General features: G+C 70.7%; 21 protein-coding genes. 4 read left to right on the top strand and 17 right to left on the bottom strand.

Going from position 1 to position 18,831, the window contains the following annotated elements:
• Positions 1-75 precede the first annotated feature (75 nt).
• Positions 76-816, top strand: a complete 741-nt coding sequence (locus tag ACIBK4_RS48070) for a GntR family transcriptional regulator (protein ID WP_399006105.1) — start codon at positions 76-78, stop codon at positions 814-816.
• A 19-nt stretch (positions 817-835) separates the two neighbouring features.
• Here ACIBK4_RS48070 and ACIBK4_RS48065 read toward each other — a convergent pair whose 3' ends face one another.
• From ACIBK4_RS48065 to ACIBK4_RS48040, 6 genes are all read right to left on the bottom strand, one after another.
• Positions 836-1,264, bottom strand: coding sequence for a VOC family protein (locus ACIBK4_RS48065; RefSeq protein ID WP_399006103.1), 429 nt, complete (start codon positions 1,262-1,264; stop codon positions 836-838).
• A gap of 93 nt (positions 1,265-1,357) precedes the next feature.
• Complete coding sequence (locus ACIBK4_RS48060) at positions 1,358-1,810, bottom strand: Lrp/AsnC family transcriptional regulator (RefSeq protein WP_019059706.1); 453 nt, start codon at positions 1,808-1,810, stop codon at positions 1,358-1,360.
• A gap of 10 nt (positions 1,811-1,820) precedes the next feature.
• On the bottom strand, positions 1,821-3,296 hold the full coding sequence (locus ACIBK4_RS48055; protein ID WP_399006101.1) for an amino acid permease: 1,476 nt from the start codon (positions 3,294-3,296) through the stop codon (positions 1,821-1,823).
• A 256-nt stretch (positions 3,297-3,552) separates the two neighbouring features.
• Positions 3,553-3,948, bottom strand: a complete 396-nt coding sequence (locus ACIBK4_RS48050; RefSeq protein ID WP_399006099.1) for a hypothetical protein — start codon at positions 3,946-3,948, stop codon at positions 3,553-3,555.
• 15 nt (positions 3,949-3,963) lie between these two features.
• The gene (locus ACIBK4_RS48045) at positions 3,964-4,542 is read right to left on the bottom strand and encodes a GNAT family N-acetyltransferase (protein ID WP_399006097.1); all 579 of its coding nucleotides are present in this window, start codon (positions 4,540-4,542) and stop codon (positions 3,964-3,966) included.
• Positions 4,543-4,836: 294 nt separating this feature from the next.
• A complete protein-coding gene (locus tag ACIBK4_RS48040) occupies positions 4,837-6,303 on the bottom strand; it encodes a GuaB1 family IMP dehydrogenase-related protein (protein ID WP_366434338.1) in 1,467 nt (488 codons plus the stop codon).
• A 310-nt stretch (positions 6,304-6,613) separates the two neighbouring features.
• On the opposite strand from ACIBK4_RS48040, the gene ACIBK4_RS48035 reads away from it, so the two are divergent.
• Entirely contained in the window at positions 6,614-8,074 is a 1,461-nt protein-coding gene (locus ACIBK4_RS48035; RefSeq protein WP_399006094.1) for an alpha/beta hydrolase family protein, read from the top strand.
• Positions 8,075-8,124: 50 nt separating this feature from the next.
• Here ACIBK4_RS48035 and ACIBK4_RS48030 read toward each other — a convergent pair whose 3' ends face one another.
• The 6 genes from ACIBK4_RS48030 to ACIBK4_RS48005 all read right to left on the bottom strand — a co-directional run bounded on the left by ACIBK4_RS48030 (position 8,125) and on the right by ACIBK4_RS48005 (position 12,578).
• Complete coding sequence (locus tag ACIBK4_RS48030; protein WP_399006092.1) at positions 8,125-8,586, bottom strand: DUF4279 domain-containing protein; 462 nt, start codon at positions 8,584-8,586, stop codon at positions 8,125-8,127.
• Positions 8,587-8,647: 61 nt separating this feature from the next.
• Positions 8,648-9,619, bottom strand: coding sequence for an aldo/keto reductase (locus tag ACIBK4_RS48025; protein WP_399006090.1), 972 nt, complete (start codon positions 9,617-9,619; stop codon positions 8,648-8,650).
• A 63-nt stretch (positions 9,620-9,682) separates the two neighbouring features.
• Positions 9,683-10,453: a glucose 1-dehydrogenase gene (locus tag ACIBK4_RS48020; RefSeq protein WP_399006088.1), complete on the bottom strand. Its 771-nt coding sequence runs from the start codon at positions 10,451-10,453 to the stop codon at positions 9,683-9,685.
• 72 nt (positions 10,454-10,525) lie between these two features.
• The gene (locus tag ACIBK4_RS48015; RefSeq protein ID WP_399006086.1) at positions 10,526-11,542 is read right to left on the bottom strand and encodes a zinc-dependent alcohol dehydrogenase family protein; all 1,017 of its coding nucleotides are present in this window, start codon (positions 11,540-11,542) and stop codon (positions 10,526-10,528) included.
• A 228-nt stretch (positions 11,543-11,770) separates the two neighbouring features.
• On the bottom strand, positions 11,771-12,178 hold the full coding sequence (locus ACIBK4_RS48010; protein WP_399006084.1) for a cupin domain-containing protein: 408 nt from the start codon (positions 12,176-12,178) through the stop codon (positions 11,771-11,773).
• 61 nt (positions 12,179-12,239) lie between these two features.
• Entirely contained in the window at positions 12,240-12,578 is a 339-nt protein-coding gene (locus tag ACIBK4_RS48005) for a carboxymuconolactone decarboxylase family protein (RefSeq protein ID WP_399006082.1), read from the bottom strand.
• A 149-nt stretch (positions 12,579-12,727) separates the two neighbouring features.
• Between ACIBK4_RS48005 and ACIBK4_RS48000 the strand changes: the two genes are divergently transcribed.
• On the top strand, positions 12,728-13,627 hold the full coding sequence (locus ACIBK4_RS48000; protein ID WP_399006080.1) for a helix-turn-helix transcriptional regulator: 900 nt from the start codon (positions 12,728-12,730) through the stop codon (positions 13,625-13,627).
• A 76-nt stretch (positions 13,628-13,703) separates the two neighbouring features.
• Positions 13,704-15,332, top strand: a complete 1,629-nt coding sequence (locus ACIBK4_RS47995) for an LPXTG cell wall anchor domain-containing protein (RefSeq protein WP_399006078.1) — start codon at positions 13,704-13,706, stop codon at positions 15,330-15,332.
• A gap of 12 nt (positions 15,333-15,344) precedes the next feature.
• On the opposite strand, the gene ACIBK4_RS47990 is transcribed toward ACIBK4_RS47995, so the two are convergent.
• The 5 genes from ACIBK4_RS47990 to rpe all read right to left on the bottom strand — a co-directional run bounded on the left by ACIBK4_RS47990 (position 15,345) and on the right by rpe (position 18,544).
• Positions 15,345-15,956, bottom strand: coding sequence for a hypothetical protein (locus ACIBK4_RS47990; RefSeq protein WP_399006076.1), 612 nt, complete (start codon positions 15,954-15,956; stop codon positions 15,345-15,347).
• Between the two features lie 35 nt (positions 15,957-15,991).
• A complete protein-coding gene (locus ACIBK4_RS47985; protein WP_399006074.1) occupies positions 15,992-16,309 on the bottom strand; it encodes a barstar family protein in 318 nt (105 codons plus the stop codon).
• On the bottom strand, positions 16,306-16,692 hold the full coding sequence (locus ACIBK4_RS47980; protein WP_399006072.1) for a ribonuclease domain-containing protein: 387 nt from the start codon (positions 16,690-16,692) through the stop codon (positions 16,306-16,308). The genes ACIBK4_RS47985 and ACIBK4_RS47980 overlap by 4 nt, the downstream gene beginning before the upstream one ends.
• Before the next feature lie 40 nt (positions 16,693-16,732).
• The gene (locus tag ACIBK4_RS47975; RefSeq protein WP_399006070.1) at positions 16,733-17,779 is read right to left on the bottom strand and encodes a sugar-binding transcriptional regulator; all 1,047 of its coding nucleotides are present in this window, start codon (positions 17,777-17,779) and stop codon (positions 16,733-16,735) included.
• 78 nt (positions 17,780-17,857) lie between these two features.
• A complete protein-coding gene (rpe, locus tag ACIBK4_RS47970) occupies positions 17,858-18,544 on the bottom strand; it encodes a ribulose-phosphate 3-epimerase (RefSeq protein ID WP_366434324.1) in 687 nt (228 codons plus the stop codon).
• Positions 18,545-18,831: the final 287 nt, after the last annotated feature.

The raw sequence follows: 18,831 nt of genomic DNA, 5'->3' as shown, positions 1-18,831 counted from the left end.
TGGCTGACACGGATCACCAAAGGAACTCGACTACGCTGCTCACGCTGTGCACAGTCATCAACTCAGAGGGGAAGCATGACGGCGCGACACGAGGAGATCGCCGACGAGCTGCGCAAGGCCATCGACCGCGAGGAGTACACAGTCGGCAGCCTGCTGCCCGCGGAGACGGACCTCGCGGCGCAGTACGGCGTCTCGCGCGGCACGGTGCGCCAGGCCGTCGCGGCCCTCACCGCCGAAGGCCTGATCGGCTCCCGGCAGGGCGCCCGCCGGGTGGTGCTGGCCAGCCGCCGCAGCCAGAGCTTCGCGGAACTGCGCAGCTTCGCCGAGTGGGCCCGTGCGATGGAGCGCGAGGCGACCGGGCACGTGGTCGCGCAGGAGTACCGCCCGGCCACCGCCGAGGACGCCGTACGCCTCCAACTCACCGCGGGGACACCGGTGTTGCACGTCCTGCGGGTGCGCGGCCTGGACGGCGAGCCGGTCCTCCTGGAGCGGACGGTGTACGCCGACTGGATCTCCCCCGCCGTCGAGGCGATCGAGCCGGAGTGCCCGTCGGTGACCCAACGCCTGTACGACGACACGGGGTTGGTCTTCGCCTACGGCGAGCACGTCATCGACGCGGTCGCCGCGGGCGCGCAGGACGCGGAGCTGCTGGGCATCCGCCGGACCAGTCCCCTCCTCCGGGTCCGCCGGGTGACAACTACCCGTGAGGGGCGGCCCGTTGAGTGGTCGGACGACCGCTACCGCTCGGACGCGGTGACCTTCAGCGTGCACAACTCGATAGGGAACAACGCGCTGGCCCGCAAGACGGCGGAGTGAGCCCGGGGGCTTCGAGCGCTCAACCGGCCGCCACGCAGAACTCGTTGCCCTCCGGGTCGGCCATCACGACATGGTGTCCGTCGAACTCCGTGAGCACCCGGCCGCCCGCCGCCACCAGCCGCGCGGCCTCGGCTCTGATCGTCGCCCACCGCTCCTCCGGTTCGCCCCGGACCGGCACGCGGATGTCCAAGTGCAGCCTGTTCTTGGCGGACTTGGGCTCGGGGACCTTGAGGATGGACAGCCGCGGGCCGGCTCCGTCGGGGTCGCACAGCCAGGCGCCGTCGTCCTCGGATTCGTCCTCCGGCAGGTCGAACTGGGCGAGCCATTCCGCACGCGTGGCGAAGGGCGCGGGCGGTGGCTCGTCGATGTAGCCGAGGGCCGTCTTCCAGAACGCGGCGAGGAGCGGCGCGTCGTCGCAGTCGAGGGTGAGATCGATTCGTGCTGCCATGCCCTCGACCGTACGACGCCCCACTGACAATCGCCCCCGAGTGCCTGCGCCGGCGAGGTCGTCCCTGTGTGCCTACGTGGGCGACCTGTCCGCCTACGTGGGCGAGCCGGACGAGAAGCGGCGCAGCAACGGCGACAGGACGAGCACCGACTTGGTCCGCTCCACGAACGGCTCCCCCGCGATCCGTTCCAGCACCCGCTCGAAGTGCCGCATGTCGGCGGCGAAGACCTGGACGACCGCGTCCGCGTCACCGGTGACCGTGGACGCGGCCACGACCTCCTGGTAGCGCTCCAGGCCGCGCCGGATGGTGTCCGGGGAGGTGTTGTGCCGGCAGTAGATCTCGACGAACCCCTCGGTCTCCCAGCCGAGCGCCGACGGGTCCACCCGTACGGTGAAGCCGGTGATGGCGCCGGTGGCCCGCAGCCGGTCCACGCGCCGCTTCACGGCGGGCGCGGACAGGCCGACGAGCTGCCCGATGTCCGCGAAGGAGCGGCGCGCGTCCTCGGCGAGGGCGTGCACGATGCGTTCGTCGAGTTCGTTCAGCACGGTGGATCGATCACTTCTCGGGCGGTGCGGGTGTGGCCAGTCGGGAACGGCGGTGGCCGTATACGAAGTAGAACACGAGCCCGACGGCCATCCAGATTCCGAAGACCACCCAGGTGACGGCCGAGAGGCTGCCCATCATCCACACGCACAGCGCGAAGCCCACGGCGGGCAGGACCGGGGACAGCGGGACGCGGAAGGTGCGGGACATGTCGGGGCGGGTCCGGCGCAGCACCACAACGGCGATGTTGACCAGCGCGAAGGCGAAGAGCGTGCCGATGCTGGTCGCGTCCGCGAGCTGGCCCAGCGGGATGGCGGCCGCGAGGACCCCGCAGAACAGGGACACGATGACGGTGTTGGCGCGCGGCGCCCCGGTCTTCGGGTGGACCCTGCCGAACACCTTGGGGACCAGCCCGTCCCGGGACATCGCGAAGAGGATGCGGGTCTGGCCGTAGAGCACGGTCAGGACGACGCTCGCGATGGCGATGACCGCGCAGGCGGCGAGGAGGGTGCCCCAGAAGGACTGGCCGGTGACGTCGCGCATGATCTGGGCGAGGGCGGCCTCGGAGTCGTTGAAGCGGCGCCAGGGCTTCGCGCCGACGGCGACGGCCGCGACGAGGACGTAGAGCGCGGTCACGATGACCAGGGACAGCATGATCGCGCGCGGCAGGTCGCGCTGGGCGTTCTTCGCCTCCTCACCGGCCGTGGAGGCGGCGTCGAAGCCGATGTACGAGAAGAAGAGCGTCGCCCCGGCCGCGCTGACACCGGCCATGCCCAGCGGCATGAAGTGGTCGTAGTTGCCTGACTTGAAGCCCTGGATGCCGATCGCGCAGAACAGCACCAGCGCGGCGATCTTCACGCACACCATGACCGTGTTGGCGCGCGCGGACTCCTTGGCGCCGCCCAGCAGGAAGGCCATCGCGAGGAGTACGACGATCAGCGCCGGGAGGTTGAAGACGCCGCCGTCGCCGGGCGGGGCGGACAACGCGTCCGGGATGGTGACCCCGATCGTGCCGTCGAGAAGCTCGTTGAGGTACTCGCCCCAGCCGACGGCGACGGCGGCGACCGAGACGCCGTACTCCAGGATCAGACACCAGCCGCAGATCCAGGCGATCAGCTCGCCGAGCGTGGCGTAGGCGTACGAGTACGAGGAACCGGCGACCGGGATGGTGCCCGCGAGTTCGGCGTAGGAGAGGGCCGAGAAGAGGGCGGTGAGGCCGGCGATCACGAAGGAGAGGGTGACGGCGGGGCCGGCCTTGGGGACGGCTTCGCCGAGGACGACGAAGATGCCGGTGCCGAGAGTGGCGCCGATGCTGATCATCGTCAGCTGCCAGAGCCCGAGCGAGCGCCGAAGCGACCCTCCCTCGCCCTGGCCGCCCTCGGCGACCAGGCGTTCCACGGGCTTGCGGCGCATCAGACGCGCACCGAGCCCCGGGGACGGCTCGGCGGTCTGACTGCGGTGGTGCGGGGGTGCGCCTTGGTCGAGCACGCGGTGGCTCCTTGTCGCTGCCGGGCAGGCGGCAGGGAGCGACACCACGGAGGGGCCGCCGAGCGGGGGTCCTGCCGCGCTGGGTACAGCGCTTGACCCTACGAGGCCAGGCGTGCTGGTCGTAATGCGGCAACCTTGCGCGTCTCCGCAAGATCGTTGCGTTCATCGGGTGCGGGTGCGGATTCGTTGCGCGGTGGGTGTCGAGCGTTGCGCGATGCCTCGTCCGCGCCCGGTTCACCTTCCGTCAACACCTGGTTCAGCCCTCGTCCAGCTCCCCCGCCAGCGCCCGCGCCGCGGCCAGGTCCTCCTCGTCGAACCCGATCCGCCCGGGCTGCCCGAACACCTCCGCCTGCGCGTCGATCCAGCGCGTGTGCGCCTCCCACGCGGCCTGCTTGCTCATGCCGAGCGCGGCCCCGATCTGCGTCCAGGAGGCACCGGCCTCGCGGGCCGCGCGGACGGTGAGCTGGCGTCCGTAGGCGGACTTGCGGGCGACGACCTCGCTCAGGGCGAGCAGTTCCAGCGTCTCGGTCCGATCGAGCGCCTCGGCGTCGCTGCCGAAGCCGGCGAGGGACTCGCGGGTGCGGAGGTGGTCGAGGCGGGCGACCGCGGTGAGGAGGGTGTGTTCGGGTTCGATGCTCTGGGGTGTGGTCATGGAGGCAGCGTTGCGTCAAGGCTGCCTGACGTCAAGAGGGCCTGACGGCGGTTCTTCGGTGAGGTGGTCACAGGGCGCTTCTTCGGCGAGGTGCCCCGAGGGCAGTTCCTTGGTGAGGAAGGTGCAAGGGTCGACGCACTCGTGGGTGACCCCGTCACGGTCCTCGTACGACCAGCGGTCCACGTAGTCCGTCAGGGGCCGGTAGCCGAGCCGCGCGTAGAGGCCGGCGGCCCTCGGATTGTCGGCCGCGACGCCCAGTCCGAGGACCGTACGGCCGTGCTCCCGGGCCAGTTCCTCGGCACGGCGGATCAGCGCGCTGCCGATGCCGAGCGAGCGCAGCTCCGGGGGCCACACGGCGAGCCCGTTGAGCTCCGGGCAGCCGGGCAGCGCGGCCCGCACCTCCGAGGCGGCGCAGCCGTCCCAGATCACCTCACCGTGCCCCACGGGCCGGCCGTCCAGCCAGGCGACGAGATAGACACCCCCGCCAGCCTCCTGCCGCGCGAACCGCCGGGCATGGGTCGAGACGGCCCCCGGCGAGCCGATGTACTGGTCGAGCAGCGCCACGTCGGCGGCCCGGCACACGGCGATCTCCATGCCCCGACGGTAGCCGCCGGGGCATGCGGACGGCCCCCGAATATCCCGGGTGCCGGGACAACGGGGGCCGCAGGAAAGGGAGTTGGGCAACTCCGGCCGCCGTACGACGACTTGCCCCAGAGCAGCAACCGTCGCAGCACGCCCGCGACCCCGGAAACGTCCCGGCGTCGGAACAACAAGGGCCGTAGCGAAGCGAATCGGCCAACTCCGGCCCACCTACGACGACTTGCCCCGGCGCGACCCCCGCGACATCCGGACGCCGGAACAACAGAGGCCGTAGGACATGGAGTTGGGTCAGCTCCAGCTGGCGTGCAGGGGCTTGCCCTCCGCGTAGCCTGCCGCGCTCTGGATGCCGACGATCGCGCGCTCGGCGAACTCCTCCAGGGAGCCCGCGCCGGCGTACGTGCAGGAGGAGCGGACGCCCGCGATGATCGAGTCGATCAGGTCCTCGACGCCCGGGCGGGCCGGGTCGAGGTACATGCGGGAGGTGGAGATGCCCTCCTCGAACAGTGCCTTGCGGGCGCGGTCGTAGGCCGACTCGTCCGACGTGCGGTTGCGGACCGCGCGGGCGGACGCCATGCCGAACGACTCCTTGTAGAGGCGGCCGTTGGCGTCCTGCTGGAGGTCGCCCGGGGACTCGTACGTGCCCGCGAACCACGAGCCGATCATGACGTTCGACGCACCGGCCGCGAGCGCCATGGCGACATCGCGCGGGTGCCGGACCCCGCCGTCGGCCCACACGTGCTTGCCGTACTTCTTCGCCTCGGCGGCGCACTCCTTGACCGCCGAGAACTGCGGCCGGCCGACGCCGGTCATCATGCGGGTGGTGCACATCGCGCCGGGGCCCACGCCGACCTTGATGATGTCGGCGCCGGCCTCGATGAGGTCCTTGACGCCCTCGGCGGCGACGATGTTGCCGGCCACGATGGGGACCTGCGGGTCGAGGGCGCGGACCTGCTTGATCGCGCTGATCATCGACTCCTGGTGGCCGTGCGCGGTGTCGATGACGAGCGTGTCCACGCCCGCGTCGAGCAACTGCTTGGCCTTCTGCACGAAGTCGCCGTTGATACCGACGGCGGCGGCGATGCGCAGCTTGCCGTCCGCGTCGACGGCCGGCGAGTACAGCGTGGCGCGCAGGGCGCCCTTGCGGGTGAGGATGCCGGCGAGCTTGCCGTCCTTGTCCACGGCGGGCGCGTAACGGCGGTTGGCGCCGTCCAGCTTGTTGAACGCCTCGCGCGGGTCGATGTCCGCGTCGAGCAGCAGCAGGTCACGGGACATGACCTCGCCGAGCTGCGTGAAGCGGTCCACACCGGTGAGGTCGGCGTCGGTGACGACGCCGACCGGGCGCTGGGCCTCGTCGACGACGACACCGGCGTTGTGCGCGCGCTTGGGCAGCAGGGCCAGCGCGTCGGCGACGGTCTGGTGCGGGGCCAGCCGGATCGGGGTGTCCAGCACGAGGTGGCGGCTCTTCACCCAGGCCACGACCTCGGTGACGACCTCGATCGGGATGTCCTGCGGGATGACCACGAGCCCGCCGCGCCGGGCCAGCGTCTCGGCCATGCGGCGCCCGGCGATGGCGGTCATGTTGGCGACGACCAGCGGGATGGTGGTGCCCGTGCCGTCCGGGGAGCTGAGGTCCACACCCTGACGCGAGCCGACCGCGCTGCGGCGCGGCACCATGAAGACGTCGTCGTACGTCAGGTCGTAGGGAACCGGGGCTGAATCTACGGGCCGTCCCGTACCGGGCTCAAGAAAGCGCATAAGTCTCACATTTTCACGCGAAACGGCGCAGGTCACTCCCACAGGGACACAGCAAAACGCCCCCGCGTTCGTATGTTCCTCCAGCGAGGTACGGGGGCTCCGGTGCCAGGCAGTGGAACCTGCCTTACCCCGAGAGTTTACCCGAACGGGCGTGTCACACTCCGTCCCCGCCATCCGTCGGGCCCCGGCACCGGGGCGGGCGAACACTATGAACGCAATGATCGACGGGTGGTCCGCGCAGGCGGCGCTTCCTAACATCACGGATCGCGGTGCAACCTCGCACAGCGCATTCATAGGAGCCGCTCCCGTGATGACACTCACCAGGCCCGTACCGGCACGCCGACGACGTCCGGCCGCCCGCCACCGTCCGGCGGTGCTGGCCGCAGGCCTCGCCACGGCACTCGTCGGCACGCTCGGCAACGCCCCCGCGCCCCGACCGCAGACCGCGCCGCCCGCGGTGGCCGCCTGCCCGGCCAACTTGCTTGGCAAGGCGACGTGTTACACCGGCCAGGACACCAACGGGGCGTACTACACGATGGCCGTCCCGACCCGCTGGAACGGATCCCTCGTCGTGCACGCCCACGGCGGACCCGACCTCGGCGACGCCTCGGACCCGGCCCGCAGCACCGACGACCTGTCGCGCTGGGCGGTGATGGTCGAGGAGGGGTACGCCTGGGCCGGTTCGTCCTACCGTCGCGGCGGCTACGGCACGCGGATGGCCGCGGCCGACACCGAGAACGTACGAAAGCTGTTCGTCTCGGAGTTCGGCAAGCCCAGGCGGACCTATGTGCACGGCCAGTCCTGGGGCGGCGACGTCGCCGCCAAGGTCGCGGAGACCTACGGCAGACACCCGGGCGCCTACGACGGCGCGCTGCTGACGAGCGGTGTCCTCGGCGGCGGTTCGCGCGGCTACGACTACCGCGTCGACCTGCGCGTGGTCTACCAGTACTACTGCCACAACCACCCCCGTCCGACCGAGCCGCAGTACCCGCTCTGGCAGGGCCTGCGGGCGGACTCCACCATGACGACCGCCGGACTCCGCGCCCGCCTCCAGGAGTGCACCGGCTACACGTCCGACCCCAAGGACCGGACCGCGCTGCAACAGCGCAACCTCGACGACATCCTCGCCGTCACCCGCATCCCGGAACGCTCGCTCGCGTCCCATCTGCAGTTCGCGACCTTCACGTTCCGCGACATCGTGTCGAAACGGCTCGGCGGCCGAAATCCCTTCAGCAACCAGGGTGTTCGGTACACGGGTTCACACGACGACAAGGCGCTCAACGCGGGCGTCGAACGATTCTCCGCCGACCCCACCGCCCGCCGCGACCTCTCCTACGACAGCGATCTGACCGGCAAGGTCTCCATCCCCGTCCTCACGCTGCACGCGATCGACGACCCGACGGCGTTCGTCGAACACGAGTCGGCCTACCGCGCCACACTCCAGGGCGCCGGCCGGGCCGGCAACCTCGTCCAGACCTTCACCACGGAGACCGAACACAGCGCGCTCAGCGACGCCGAGTACGCCAACTCGATTACGGCACTGGACACTTGGGTCCGCCACGGCCGCAAGCCGACCGCCCGCTCACTCGCGACCTCCTGCGCGACCTTCGACCAGAAGTACGGCACCGGCTGCTTCTACGACCCGGCCTTCCACCCCGCGCCGTACGCCTCCCGGATCCGCCCCCGGCCGGGCGGGCTCGCGTGGCCCGCGATGACGGCGGCCCAGGAGCGGGCGTGGAGCCGGATCGACGGGGTGGGGATCGCGCCCTGAGGTCCGGCTGCCCGAGGCCGTCCGGGGCGAGTGCCACGGCGTGTACGGAGTCAGGTGCTCACGTCGTCGACTCCGGCCATGTCGTACTCGTCGACGTCGAGCTCCGCGCCGGTGGAGCTGAGGAAGTCCAGGACCCTGCGGTCCAGGTGCCAGCCAAAGAGGTTGGGGGCGTCCGCCGCGCCCGGCCGGGCTTGGTCGGGGTCGTTGAAGTAGCGCACGATGTGAAGCACCGCTCCGCCGCCGGTGCGGGCCAGCTGCCCGGTGAGGTCGCGGATGCGGTCTGCGTGGGGCTGGAGTCTGTCGAGAATGCGGGCGATCTGCTCGTCGACGCATAGACCCGGCTCCTTGCAGACAACCATCCATGAGTGCTCGACCGGAACCACCGCCGGCTCGGTGAACCGGCTTCCGCGAACAGCCACCTCGTCAGGGGTGATGCCCAGCTGGGAGGCCATGTCGGCTGCCGAGGTGTGCCGGCTGAACAGTGCGAAGTAGGCGTACTGGCGAAGTGGCATCCCGTGGAGGATAGCCCCGCGGGAGGTGGGGCCGACTGTGATGGTGCGGTAGGTCCGGTCGTCAGAACCAGGAAGGCCCAGCGTTGGTGTACGGCGCCTGGAGTGCTGCCGCTTCCTCGTCGGAGAGCCTCAACGCAAGGGCGTCCACGGCTTGTTGGAGGTGATGGGGCTGGGTGGCGCCGACGATCGGCGCCGAGACGAGCGGGTTGCGCAGGACCCAGGCGAGGGCGATCTGGGCCATGGGGACGCCTCGGGCTTCCGCCAGCTTCTGCACGGCGTTGATGACCGGCTCGTCGTACTCGCTGTCGAAGGCCTGCACGACGTGGTCGGTGGTGGAGCGGGTGCTCTGTTCGCCGGCGGGGCGGGCGAGGCGGCCCTTGCCGTTCGGGGAGTACGGGATCAGGCCTACGCCCAAGTCGCCGCACAGGGCCATGAGTTCGGGCTCGTCCTGGCGGCGCAGCAGGTTGTACTGGTTCTGCATGGACACGAAGCGGGTCCAGCCGCCGAGCTCGGCCGCGTGCTGGAGCTTGGCGAACTGCCAGCCGTACATCGACGAGGCCCCGAGGTAACGGACCTTGCCCGCCCTGACGACGTCGTGCAGCGCCTCCATCGTCTCCTCGACCGGGACCTCGTCGTCGAAACGGTGGATCTGGTAGAGGTCGATGTAGTCCGTGCCCAGCCGGGTCAGCGAGGCGTCGACCTGTTCCAGGACCGCCTTGCGGGACAGACCCTCACCGCCCGGACCGTCGTGCATCTTCCCGCGCACCTTGGTGGCCAGCACGATGTCCTCGCGCCGGGAATACTCGCGGATCGCGCGGCCGGTGAACTCCTCGGACGTGCCCGCCTGGTAGACGTTGGCAGTGTCCCAGAAGGTGATGCCCAACTCGACGGCCTGCCGAAAGAACGGCGCAGCCTTGTCCTCGGTCAGCGCCCAGGGGTGGGCACGCGGGACGGTCGGGTCGCCGTAGCTCATGCAGCCGAGGGCGAGGCGGCTCATCTTCAGGCCGGTGGTGCCGAGACGGGTGTACTCCATGGTGAGGCTCCTTCGCGGTCAAGTACGGCTGCGTGCCGGGGAGTTGGCCGACGCGCGGCTTCTTCAGTGGGTGGTGTATCCGCCGTCGACGGGCAGGGCGACACCGAGGACGAAGCTCGCGGCGGGGCTGCACAGCCACAGGACGGCCGCGGCAATCTCGTCGGCCCGGCCCAGCCGTCCGATCGGCTGCTGCTTCATGATCTCGGCCATGGCCTCGGCCTGCCCTTCGAGCATGTCCGCGACCATCGGGGTGTCGATCACCCCGGGGCACACGGCGTTGATCCGCACGCCCTTGGGCGCGTACTCGACCGCCGCGCTCTTGGTCAGGCCGATCACGCCGTGCTTGGACGCGTGGTAGGCGGCACGTTCCGGAAGCCCCACCAACCCGCCCAGGGAAGAGCAGTTGACGATGGCGCCGCCACTGGCCTGCTCCCGCATCCGGCGCAGTTCGTGCTTCTGGGCGGCCCAAATACCGCGCAGATTAACGGCGTTGACGTGGTCGAAGTCGGCGGCTGTCTCGTCGGCCGCGTCGCTGGGCGGGACCTGGATGCCGGCGTTGTTGAACGCCATGTCCAGGCGGCCGTACTCCGCGACCGCGCGGTCGACCGTCGCGGCGGCCTGCGCCTCGTCCGTCACGTCACATGCGACACCGATCGCCTGATGGCCGGCTGCCGTGAGTTCCTCGGCCGCGTGCTGTACGGCCTTCTCGTCGAGGTCGGCCAGGACGACCGCGGCACCGGCCTCGGCGAAAGCGCGGGCGGTGGCGAGGCCCATGCCGGAGGCGGCGCCGGTGACGAGGGCGACCTGGCCGTGGAAGTCGTAGGTCGGGGTCATGAGAGGTGATTCCCATCGCGGGTCGCGGGTCGCGGGTTGTGGATTGCGGGTTGTGGATTGCGGGTTGGCGGGTCAGGGGCGCAGCAGTGCCTTGATCGCGCGGCGCTCGTCCATGGCCCGGTAGCCCTCGGCGGCCTGGTCCAGCGGCAGGGTCAGGTCGAAGACCTTGCCGGGCTCGATACGGCCGGTAAGGACGCGGTCGATCAGGTCGGGCAGGAAACGGCGTACCGGGGCGGGGCCACCGCGCAGAGCGACGTGGGAGAAGAAGAGTTCCTGGCCGTCGATGGCCACGTCGTGCGGGACGCCGACGAAACCGACGTTGCCACCGGGGCGGGTGGAGCGGATCGCCTGGCTCATCGACTCCTGCGTGCCGACGCACTCCAGGACGGAGTCGGCGCCGATGCCGGCGGTGAGTTCCTTGATGCGGGCGATGCCCCCCGCACCGCGCTCGGCGACGATGTCGGTGGCCCCGAACTCGCTCGCCAATCGCTGCCGGGAGGCGTGGCGGCTCATCGCGATGACGCGTTCGGCGCCGAGTTCGCGGGCGGCGATGACCCCGGAGAGGCCGACCGCGCCGTCGCCCACCACGACCACCGTGGACCCGGGCTGCACCTCGGCGGCCACGGCCGCGTACCAGCCGGTGCCCATCACATCCGAGAGGGTGAGCAGGCTCGGCATCAACGTGTCGTCGGGCTGCCCGTCAAGGGCGACGAGCGTGCCATCAGCGAGCGGGATGCGGATGTACTCGGCCTGGCAGCCACCGACGAACTCCCGGTGCGGGCACGAGGTTTGATACCCGGCGCGGCAGACCGGACAGGTGTTGTCGGAGGCGAAGAAGGAGCCGATGACGAACTGCCCCGGCTTGACGTCCCGCACCTCGGCGCCAATCTCCTCGACCACGCCGACGTACTCGTGGCCGATCGGCGTGGGCTGGGTGACGGGGTTGATGCCTCGGTAGTCCCACAGATCGGAGCCGCACACGCAGGCGGCGACGGTACGGATGACCGCGTCGGTGGGTGCGAGGATCTTCGGTTCGGGGAGGTTCTCCACCCGGATGTCACCGGGGGCGTGGAGCACGATTGCGCGCATGACTCATTCCAGAGTGAGGGGAAGGGTGAACGGGGTGGGGTGCCGGGTGCCGGAACCGGGCGAGGGGAACTGGTCGGCCGTCACGGCGTTGTCGGGGAGGTGGGTGGCGGTTCCGCTCGGCGGTCTCCCGCGTGCGTGTTCACCGCCATCGTGTGGCCGCCTGGTGCTGCTTGAGGCTGCCGTCCCCGGTCGCGCCGACGCCAGAGCTCACGCTCGTGTCGGCTGTGGTCAGCGAGCCGTACGCGTACTGGTGCGCGGGCCGCCGTACTCCGCGTCGGTGACATGCTCCAGCCACTCGACCTCGTCGCCCTCCCACAGGGCGAGGTGCTCCATGAACTGGTCCGGACTCGCCCCGTGCCAGTGCTCCTCACCGGGCGGGCAGCCGATCGTGTCACCCGGGTGAGCCTCGATGATCACACCGTCCCGGGTGCCGACCAGGGCGACTCCGGACACCACATGCAGGGTCTGCCCCAGACCGTGACTGTGCCAGGCGGTCCGAGCACCGGGCGCGAAACGGACCATGTTGGCCCGCGCCCGCGAAGGCTCCTCACCCCGGAGGATCACATCCGCCCAGACATCACCGGCGAACGTGTGCGGAGGCAGCTTCATCGTCGCGGGCTGCTTGAGAATCTCCATGGCGGTACGTGCTCCTTGCGTCAGCGTCAGTAAGAGGGGGTCGTGTGAATGGGAGGGGGTGTCAGGCCGTACGGAACAGTTCCCGGGCCACGGTCAGCGCGGACATCGCCCTGGGCCAGCCGGCGTAGAACGCCATGTGCGTGATCGCCCCGACGATCTCCTCCTCGGTGACGCCGTTCCGCCTGGCCAGCGGAATGTGGAAGGTGAGCTGCTCACTGCTGCCACTGGTGATCAGACTCGCCACGGTCACCAGACTGCGGTCCCTCGGAGACAGCTCCGGGCTCTTCCACTCCTGCCCGAACAACACGTCCTCGCTGTAACCGGCCAGTGCCGGAGCGATGTCCCCGAACAGCTCGCGCGGACCCGGGGGCTGGGTCTTCTCCGTCGTCTTCTCGGTCATCGTCGTGTCCTTTCCACCGCGGCGCATCCTGCGCCACCACCGATGAAACGGCAGGTCACACGCGCGTGGAAGGACTCGTTGATACGTGTACTGCCAGTACACCCTTCACCCGGAGACACCACCGGACCAGCCGACGTAGCCTCGAAACCATGGACAACCGGAGCGAGGTACGCGAGTTCCTGACCAGCCGCCGCGCCAAGATCACACCCCAGCAGGCAGGCCTGCCCGCCCACACCGGCAACCGCCGCGTCAAAGGACTGCGCAGGGAAGAAGTCGCACTGCTCGCCGGCGTCAGCGCCGAGTACTACGCCCGCCTGGAACGCGGCAACCTCACCGGCGTCTCCGAACCCGTCATCGACTCCCTCGCCCGCGCCCTCCAGCTCGACGACGCCGAACGCGCCCACCTCGACGACCTCGCCCGCACCGCCAACACCACCCGCCGCCCGGCCCGCCGACGGACCCCGCAGCCGATCCGCCCCAGCCTCCAGCACCTGCTCGACGCGATGACCGAAGCACCCGCCTTCATCCGCAACCGCCGCCTCGACATCCTCGCCACCAACCGGCTCGGCCGCGCCCTCTACGCCCCCGTGTTCGCCGACCCCGCCCGACCCGTCAACCTCGCCCGCTACGAGTTCCTCAACCCCGGCGCCGCCGACTTCCTGCCCCAGCTGGAACGCCAGGCCGCCGGAGCGGTCGCGCTGCTGCGCACCGAGGCCGGACGCGACCCCTACAACCGGGACCTCACCGACCTCGTCGGCGAACTCTCCACCCGCAGCGAGAAGTTCCGCACCCTGTGGGCCGCCCACGACGTGCGCCTCCACCAGACCGGCGTCAAGCACTTCCACCACCCCGCCATCGGCGAACTCGCCCTCCCCTTCGAGGCGATGCCCATCCCGACCGAGCCGGGCCTCACCCTCACCGCCCTCAGCGCCGAACCCGGCACCCCCGCCCACGACAGCCTTCAACTGCTCGCCAGTTGGGCCGCCACCCTCGACCAGGACAACCAGACGGACACCGCCGGCGTCAGCGACAACGAGCGCAGCGCATAGCCGAGTTGCGCGATTCCGGCCGAACCTGTGATTCACGTGTGGGCAACCTTCGGGCCACCTCACGTATCGAACGTGCATGACTTCCAACCGCACGGTGTTCGGGGCAGTGCTCGCTGCCGTGGTGCTCGCCCTGGCACCCGGATCAGCGGCCGTGGCCGCCGGTCCCTCCCCCTTGCCGACGCAGGCCTACGCGACGATCGAGGCCGACCAGCAGCTCAACGTGGGATCGACGGCGCAGTCGGTCGACGTGAGCTGGATGTTCTACGACGGCGGGGCGAACGTTCCCGTACCCACGAACCAGACGCTCGTCATCGACGCCCGGGACGTGGTCGGCGTCGCGGGCGTCACGGTCGACGACCCCAGGTGCACGGCCGACGGGCAGGTCTTCACCTGCGTCAACACCGACGAGTCGCAGCGCCAGGCCGTCGACTTCACCGTGCGTGCGGACGCGGGCGCCGCCCTCGGTGCCACCGGCACGCTCAAGTACACCGTCTCCGCCGAGCACGGCACCGGCGCCACCGCGCAGGCGAAGGTGGTCGTCGGCGTCCCCGACCTGGTCGTCGGCAAGGTGCCGGACGTGGCGCACGCCAAGATCGGCTCCCGGATCGAGCTTCCGCTCCGGCTCCGCAACACCGGCGACCTGGCCACCGACCGGCGCATCGTGCTGCGCTGGGAGGAGGTGGGCGGCCTGGTCTTCGACCGGAAGTTCTCCAACTGCGCCTACGGCGACGGCGACGACCCCGTCGAGCCAGGCAGCCAGGCCTCCGTCACCTGCGTCTTCACCGCCCCGGTGGCCGCGGGCGCCACCGTCGAACTGAGCAGCCCGCTGACCGCGACGGTCGGCGAGCACGTCCTGACCGCCGTGACCGACTACTCGGCCGAACTCCTGAAGCCCGGCGTGGACCCGGGTGGCGGCGCCTACCCGGGCACCGGTCCGGCGCTCACCCTGGTGCCCTCGTCCGGTGCGGGGGACGGTTTCGAGAGCGGTGCCACGGGCCAGGTCCGGGTCTCGGCCGACAGCTCGGCCGATCTCGCCGCCACCGCCGCGGTGACACCTCGCGGCACGGGCGGCCAGTGGGCCCTGACCCTCAACGCCGTGAACCACGGCCCGGCCTCCGCGTACGGCGTCGGCAACAAGGCCGTCGCCCTGGTCGATGTCGTCCTGCCCAAGGGCACGGTCGCGACCGGCAACGCTTTCGAGGAGGGGGAGGACACACCGTACGGCGAGTGCTTCCTCTGGGTCGGCAGTGGGAAGACGGCCCCCTTCGCGGCCGGTCACCGGCACTACGTGTGCCCCGTGCCGCGAGGTATCGCAGCCGGGAAGAACCAGCTGTTCGTGCTGTGGGTGAAGCCGGCCAAGGACTACACCGGCGGCAAGGGCACGGCGACCGTCCTCCCCGGCCCGGCCGGCATCCCGCTCCACGACCCGAACCCGGCCAATGACAGCGCCACGTTCGCCTTCGACACGTCGGCCGCGTCACCGACGCCGAGCGCGTCCGCGTCCTCGCCCACGTCCGGCACGTCCCCCACGCCGGGAGCGTCGGGCGGTGCGTCGGCCGCACCGACCGCGACGGACGCGCCCGGCGGCACGCTCCCCCACACGGGCACGGGCCCCATGGCCCTCATCGCCACCGCGGCGGCCGGCGCCGTGGCCCTGGGCTCGGCAGCCCTGTTCGTCGCCCGCCGGAGGCGCAACTCCCGCTGACGCGACGGAAGTTCAGTACAGGAAGCGGTGCAACGGAGCCGACTCCGTCAGCAGCATCGTGAGCCGGTGGGCGAGGCGCTGCCACGCCTCGTCCTCCCCGTAGCCGAGTCTCACGTCCTCGCCGCCGCCCGCCTCGATCGCCGCGAAGAGGGTGGCCGTATCGGCGTCGGGCGTGAGGTCCACCAGGGAGAGCACCCGCGCCAGCGCGCCGACCAGGCCGACGGCGGTCTTCTCGGGGGTCAGGACGGTGGTGCGGACGGTGGCCACGACGCCCGAGGGGTCGGGCAGGTCCGGCGGCGCCACGAGGAGTCCGGACAGCTCGCGCAGCAGCGCGTACAGCAAGTCCGTGTCCTCGGTGGGGAGTTCGACGATGCGCAGGCCCTCGTGTTCCCAACGGCCGTTCGGTGTCCACACCTTGGGTCCCCGCGCCACCGCGTCGGCCAGTGCTTCCCGCACCCGCCTGAAGACGGCGAGCCCGTCCGCGAACAGCGCGTGGTCGCTCGCCGGGCCGACGGACTCGGCCAGGGGCGCCAGCAAGTGTTCCTCCACCTGGTCGCACTGCGCTTCGAGGTCCGGGTCCACGACCACGAGACGAACCGACGTGCGCTGCTCCTGTTGCTCCATACCGAACACTCTGCCAGCCGCCTCGGACAATCGGCCTAGCGCCCGGCTCCGCCCAGCGCGAGCACGACGGAAAGCGCGGGCGTCCGGTCGACCGCGTCACCGAAGATGCCGACAGCGGTCTCCCACTCGTCGGGCCGCGCCTTGGCGTACGCCTGCCAGTTCCGTACGACGACCAGCAGCCCCCGCTCCACCGCGCCCTCGGGCCACACCGTGTGGTCGCCGAGGCTGTCCGCGAGGGCGTCCCAGTTGCGGCCGAACCAGTCGGGCAGGGACAGGGCACGGGCGCAGCGGTCCATCAGGCCGGCCTTGTCCGTGACCCCGTCGAGGTCGAGCGTGACCGCGAGCTCCGTCATCTCAGTACCGTCCTGAACGACTTGTAGTGATCATCGGTGTAGTAGATCTCGCCGTCCTGCCCGGTGACAATGCGCCGGGCCCCGCGATCGCGCGAGCCCGGCGTCCTCACGGTGTATTCGTGGTAGTAGCCGCGCTTTTGCTGGGGCAGCAGCTTCTCGTAGTTCCCGAAGACGACCCCGTCCTTGGCGTACGGGAAGGGGCCGCCCTGGTCGATGAGAGCGACGGTCCGCCGTGCCTCGGCGGGGAGTTGGGAGAGCTTGACGCTGCTCGCGTCGGTGCCGCCGGTGGCCGTAGAAGAACAGCCGGCCGGCAGCAGTACGGCCAGACAGACGAGAAGCACCCGGCAGGCGAGAAACACTCGGGGGACGAACCGCAGCAGCATGCGCCCGATGCTGCCACGGCCGTCCTCTGATGGCCTGCTGTCAGATCCCGTCGGGGTCCGTCCGGCTGAGCGCCGACTTCGGCGACGAACCGGCCGTCATGAGATAGTCCGCCGCTGCCGTGTCCGTCACCAGGCTGGTGACCAGCCCGGACCGCAGCACGGCGTCGATCGCCGCCGCCTTCCGCTGCCCGCCCGCGATCGCGACGACCTCGGGGATACGGCGCAGCTGGTCCGCCTTGACGGTGATGCAGCGCTCGCCCAGGTCCCGGCCGACCCGGCGGCCCTCGGCGTCGAAGAGGTGCGCGGACGTCTCGGCGGCGACACCGAGGGACGAGTAGTGGGCCCGCTCCTCGTCGCTGAGCATGTCGTAGACCGTCGAGATGCCCGGCTCCCAGGAGCCGATGGAGACGCAGGCGACCGTGACCTTGTCGAAGTACTCGAAGGCCCGGGCGATCCCCGTCTGGTGACGCAACGCTTCTGCGGTGGCCGCGTCCGGCAGCAGCATCGGCGCGTAGATGGGGTGGGCGTCGCCGCCCGACACCTGCGCGGCCCGCCGTACGGCCTCCACGGAGCCGCGCTCGGCGGTCCCGGCGTCGTACACGCCCGTCAGCTGGACCACCGTGCAGGGGGGCAGCCGGTCGAGGGCGGCCGCCATGTGGATGGTGGACCGGCCCCAGGCCAGGCCTAGCACATCGCCCTCGTTGACCAGCTCGCCGAGCAGGTCGGCCGCGACCTCCCCGAGGTTCTCGGGATCGGGCGACTCCTCGCTGACCTCGGCCGGGGACTCGACCACGACGGCGTGCCTCAGGCCGTACCGGGCACGCAGCGCGTCCGAGCGCTCCGCGTCCAGTTCGGCCGGTACTCGGATCTCGATGCGTACGAGATCCCGTTCGAGAGCGGTCTCCAGGACCCGGGCCACCTTGAAGCGGCTGACGCCGAACTCCTCCGCGATCTGGATCTTGGACTTGCCCTCGAGGTAGAAGCGGCGGGCCATGGCCGCCGCCTGCACCAGCTCTGCGGGTCCCATCCGCATGGCTGACCGGCCCGCCGACATACCCGACACGGCGATCTCCTCACTGCTGTTCACACTCTGGGTTCGCCGTTCATCCTTGCAGATCCGGCGCACTTGATCAGCCTTGATGGCCGCCGTTCACATACCTGCCGCTCAGTGGTCGCACGCCCAGGATGCCTTGCCGGTGGCCCCCTCCGCCTGCGTGCGCAATGCACGTACCGCCGCGGCCGGGTCGGATGCCCCGTACACCGCCGAACCGGCGACGAAGACATCCGCGCCGGCGTCGGCGCAGCGCTCGATCGTCGAGGCCGAAACTCCCCCGTCGACCTGCAGCCACAGCTCCAGTCCGTGCTTCTTGATCAGCTCCCGGGTGCGGCGGATCTTCGGCAGCATGATGTCGAGGAACGACTGGCCACCGAAGCCCGGCTCCACGGTCATGATCAGCAGCATGTCGAGCTCGGGGAGCAGATCCTCGTACGGCTCGATGGGCGTCGCGGGCTTCAGCGCCATGGAGGCGCGGGCGCCCTTGGCCCGAATCTCACGGGCCAGCCGCACCGGCGCTCCGGCCGCCTCGACGTGGAAGGTGACGGAGGAGGCACCCGCCTCGACGTACTGCGGCGCCCAGCGATCGGCGTCCTCGATCATCAGATGGCAGTCCAGCGGGGTGTCCGTCGCCCGGGCCAGCGACTCTACGACCGGCACGCCGAGCGTGAGATTCGGGACGAAGTGGTTGTCCATGACGTCGACGTGGAGCCAGTCGGCGCCTTGCACCGCGTTCGCTTCATCGGCGAGGCGGGCGAAGTCTGCGGACAGGATGCTGGGGTTGATCTGGACGGCCATGCCCCAAGCCTGCCATGCCCTCCGGGGGTTGGCCGCATCGGTCCGTTGTGGGTGGGGTCCGATTTCGGGTGCGGGTCCGCCGTGGCTGGTCGCGCCCCGCGGCGGACCCGCACATCGACACTGCCCCGCGCCCCTTCCAGGGGCGCCGTTCTGGGCCGTGTCGAGAAAGTCCCGTTCCGGTGAGTGGACCCGGGCGTGACCCGGTGTTCGTGCGTGTCCATGCTCGTGCCGACGTGACTTGGTAGAGGGGGACCGCCCCGCTGCGGTGCGGCGGCACCAACGCGCTG

Origin of the sequence: Streptomyces sp. NPDC050528, assembly GCF_044457795.1 — a bacterium.
Lineage (GTDB): Bacteria > Actinomycetota > Actinomycetes > Streptomycetales > Streptomycetaceae > Streptomyces.
This window is presented reverse-complemented; position numbering and strand designations above follow the sequence as displayed.

Coding starts and splice junctions, on each gene's coding strand:
- ACIBK4_RS48070 (WP_399006105.1), top strand. CDS start 76: ATGACGGCGCGACACGAGGAGATCGCCGACGAGCTGCGCAAGGCCATC.
- ACIBK4_RS48065 (WP_399006103.1), bottom strand. CDS start 1,264: ATGGCAGCACGAATCGATCTCACCCTCGACTGCGACGACGCGCCGCTC.
- ACIBK4_RS48050 (WP_399006099.1), bottom strand. CDS start 3,948: ATGACCACACCCCAGAGCATCGAACCCGAACACACCCTCCTCACCGCG.
- ACIBK4_RS48045 (WP_399006097.1), bottom strand. CDS start 4,542: ATGGAGATCGCCGTGTGCCGGGCCGCCGACGTGGCGCTGCTCGACCAG.
- ACIBK4_RS48040 (WP_366434338.1), bottom strand. CDS start 6,303: ATGCGCTTTCTTGAGCCCGGTACGGGACGGCCCGTAGATTCAGCCCCG.
- ACIBK4_RS48035 (WP_399006094.1), top strand. CDS start 6,614: ATGACACTCACCAGGCCCGTACCGGCACGCCGACGACGTCCGGCCGCC.
- ACIBK4_RS48030 (WP_399006092.1), bottom strand. CDS start 8,586: ATGCCACTTCGCCAGTACGCCTACTTCGCACTGTTCAGCCGGCACACC.
- ACIBK4_RS48025 (WP_399006090.1), bottom strand. CDS start 9,619: ATGGAGTACACCCGTCTCGGCACCACCGGCCTGAAGATGAGCCGCCTC.
- ACIBK4_RS48020 (WP_399006088.1), bottom strand. CDS start 10,453: ATGACCCCGACCTACGACTTCCACGGCCAGGTCGCCCTCGTCACCGGC.
- ACIBK4_RS48015 (WP_399006086.1), bottom strand. CDS start 11,542: ATGCGCGCAATCGTGCTCCACGCCCCCGGTGACATCCGGGTGGAGAAC.
- ACIBK4_RS48010 (WP_399006084.1), bottom strand. CDS start 12,178: ATGGAGATTCTCAAGCAGCCCGCGACGATGAAGCTGCCTCCGCACACG.
- ACIBK4_RS48005 (WP_399006082.1), bottom strand. CDS start 12,578: ATGACCGAGAAGACGACGGAGAAGACCCAGCCCCCGGGTCCGCGCGAG.
- ACIBK4_RS48000 (WP_399006080.1), top strand. CDS start 12,728: ATGGACAACCGGAGCGAGGTACGCGAGTTCCTGACCAGCCGCCGCGCC.
- ACIBK4_RS47995 (WP_399006078.1), top strand. CDS start 13,704: ATGACTTCCAACCGCACGGTGTTCGGGGCAGTGCTCGCTGCCGTGGTG.
- ACIBK4_RS47990 (WP_399006076.1), bottom strand. CDS start 15,956: ATGGAGCAACAGGAGCAGCGCACGTCGGTTCGTCTCGTGGTCGTGGAC.
- ACIBK4_RS47985 (WP_399006074.1), bottom strand. CDS start 16,309: ATGACGGAGCTCGCGGTCACGCTCGACCTCGACGGGGTCACGGACAAG.
- ACIBK4_RS47980 (WP_399006072.1), bottom strand. CDS start 16,692: ATGCTGCTGCGGTTCGTCCCCCGAGTGTTTCTCGCCTGCCGGGTGCTT.
- rpe (WP_366434324.1), bottom strand. CDS start 18,544: ATGGCCGTCCAGATCAACCCCAGCATCCTGTCCGCAGACTTCGCCCGC.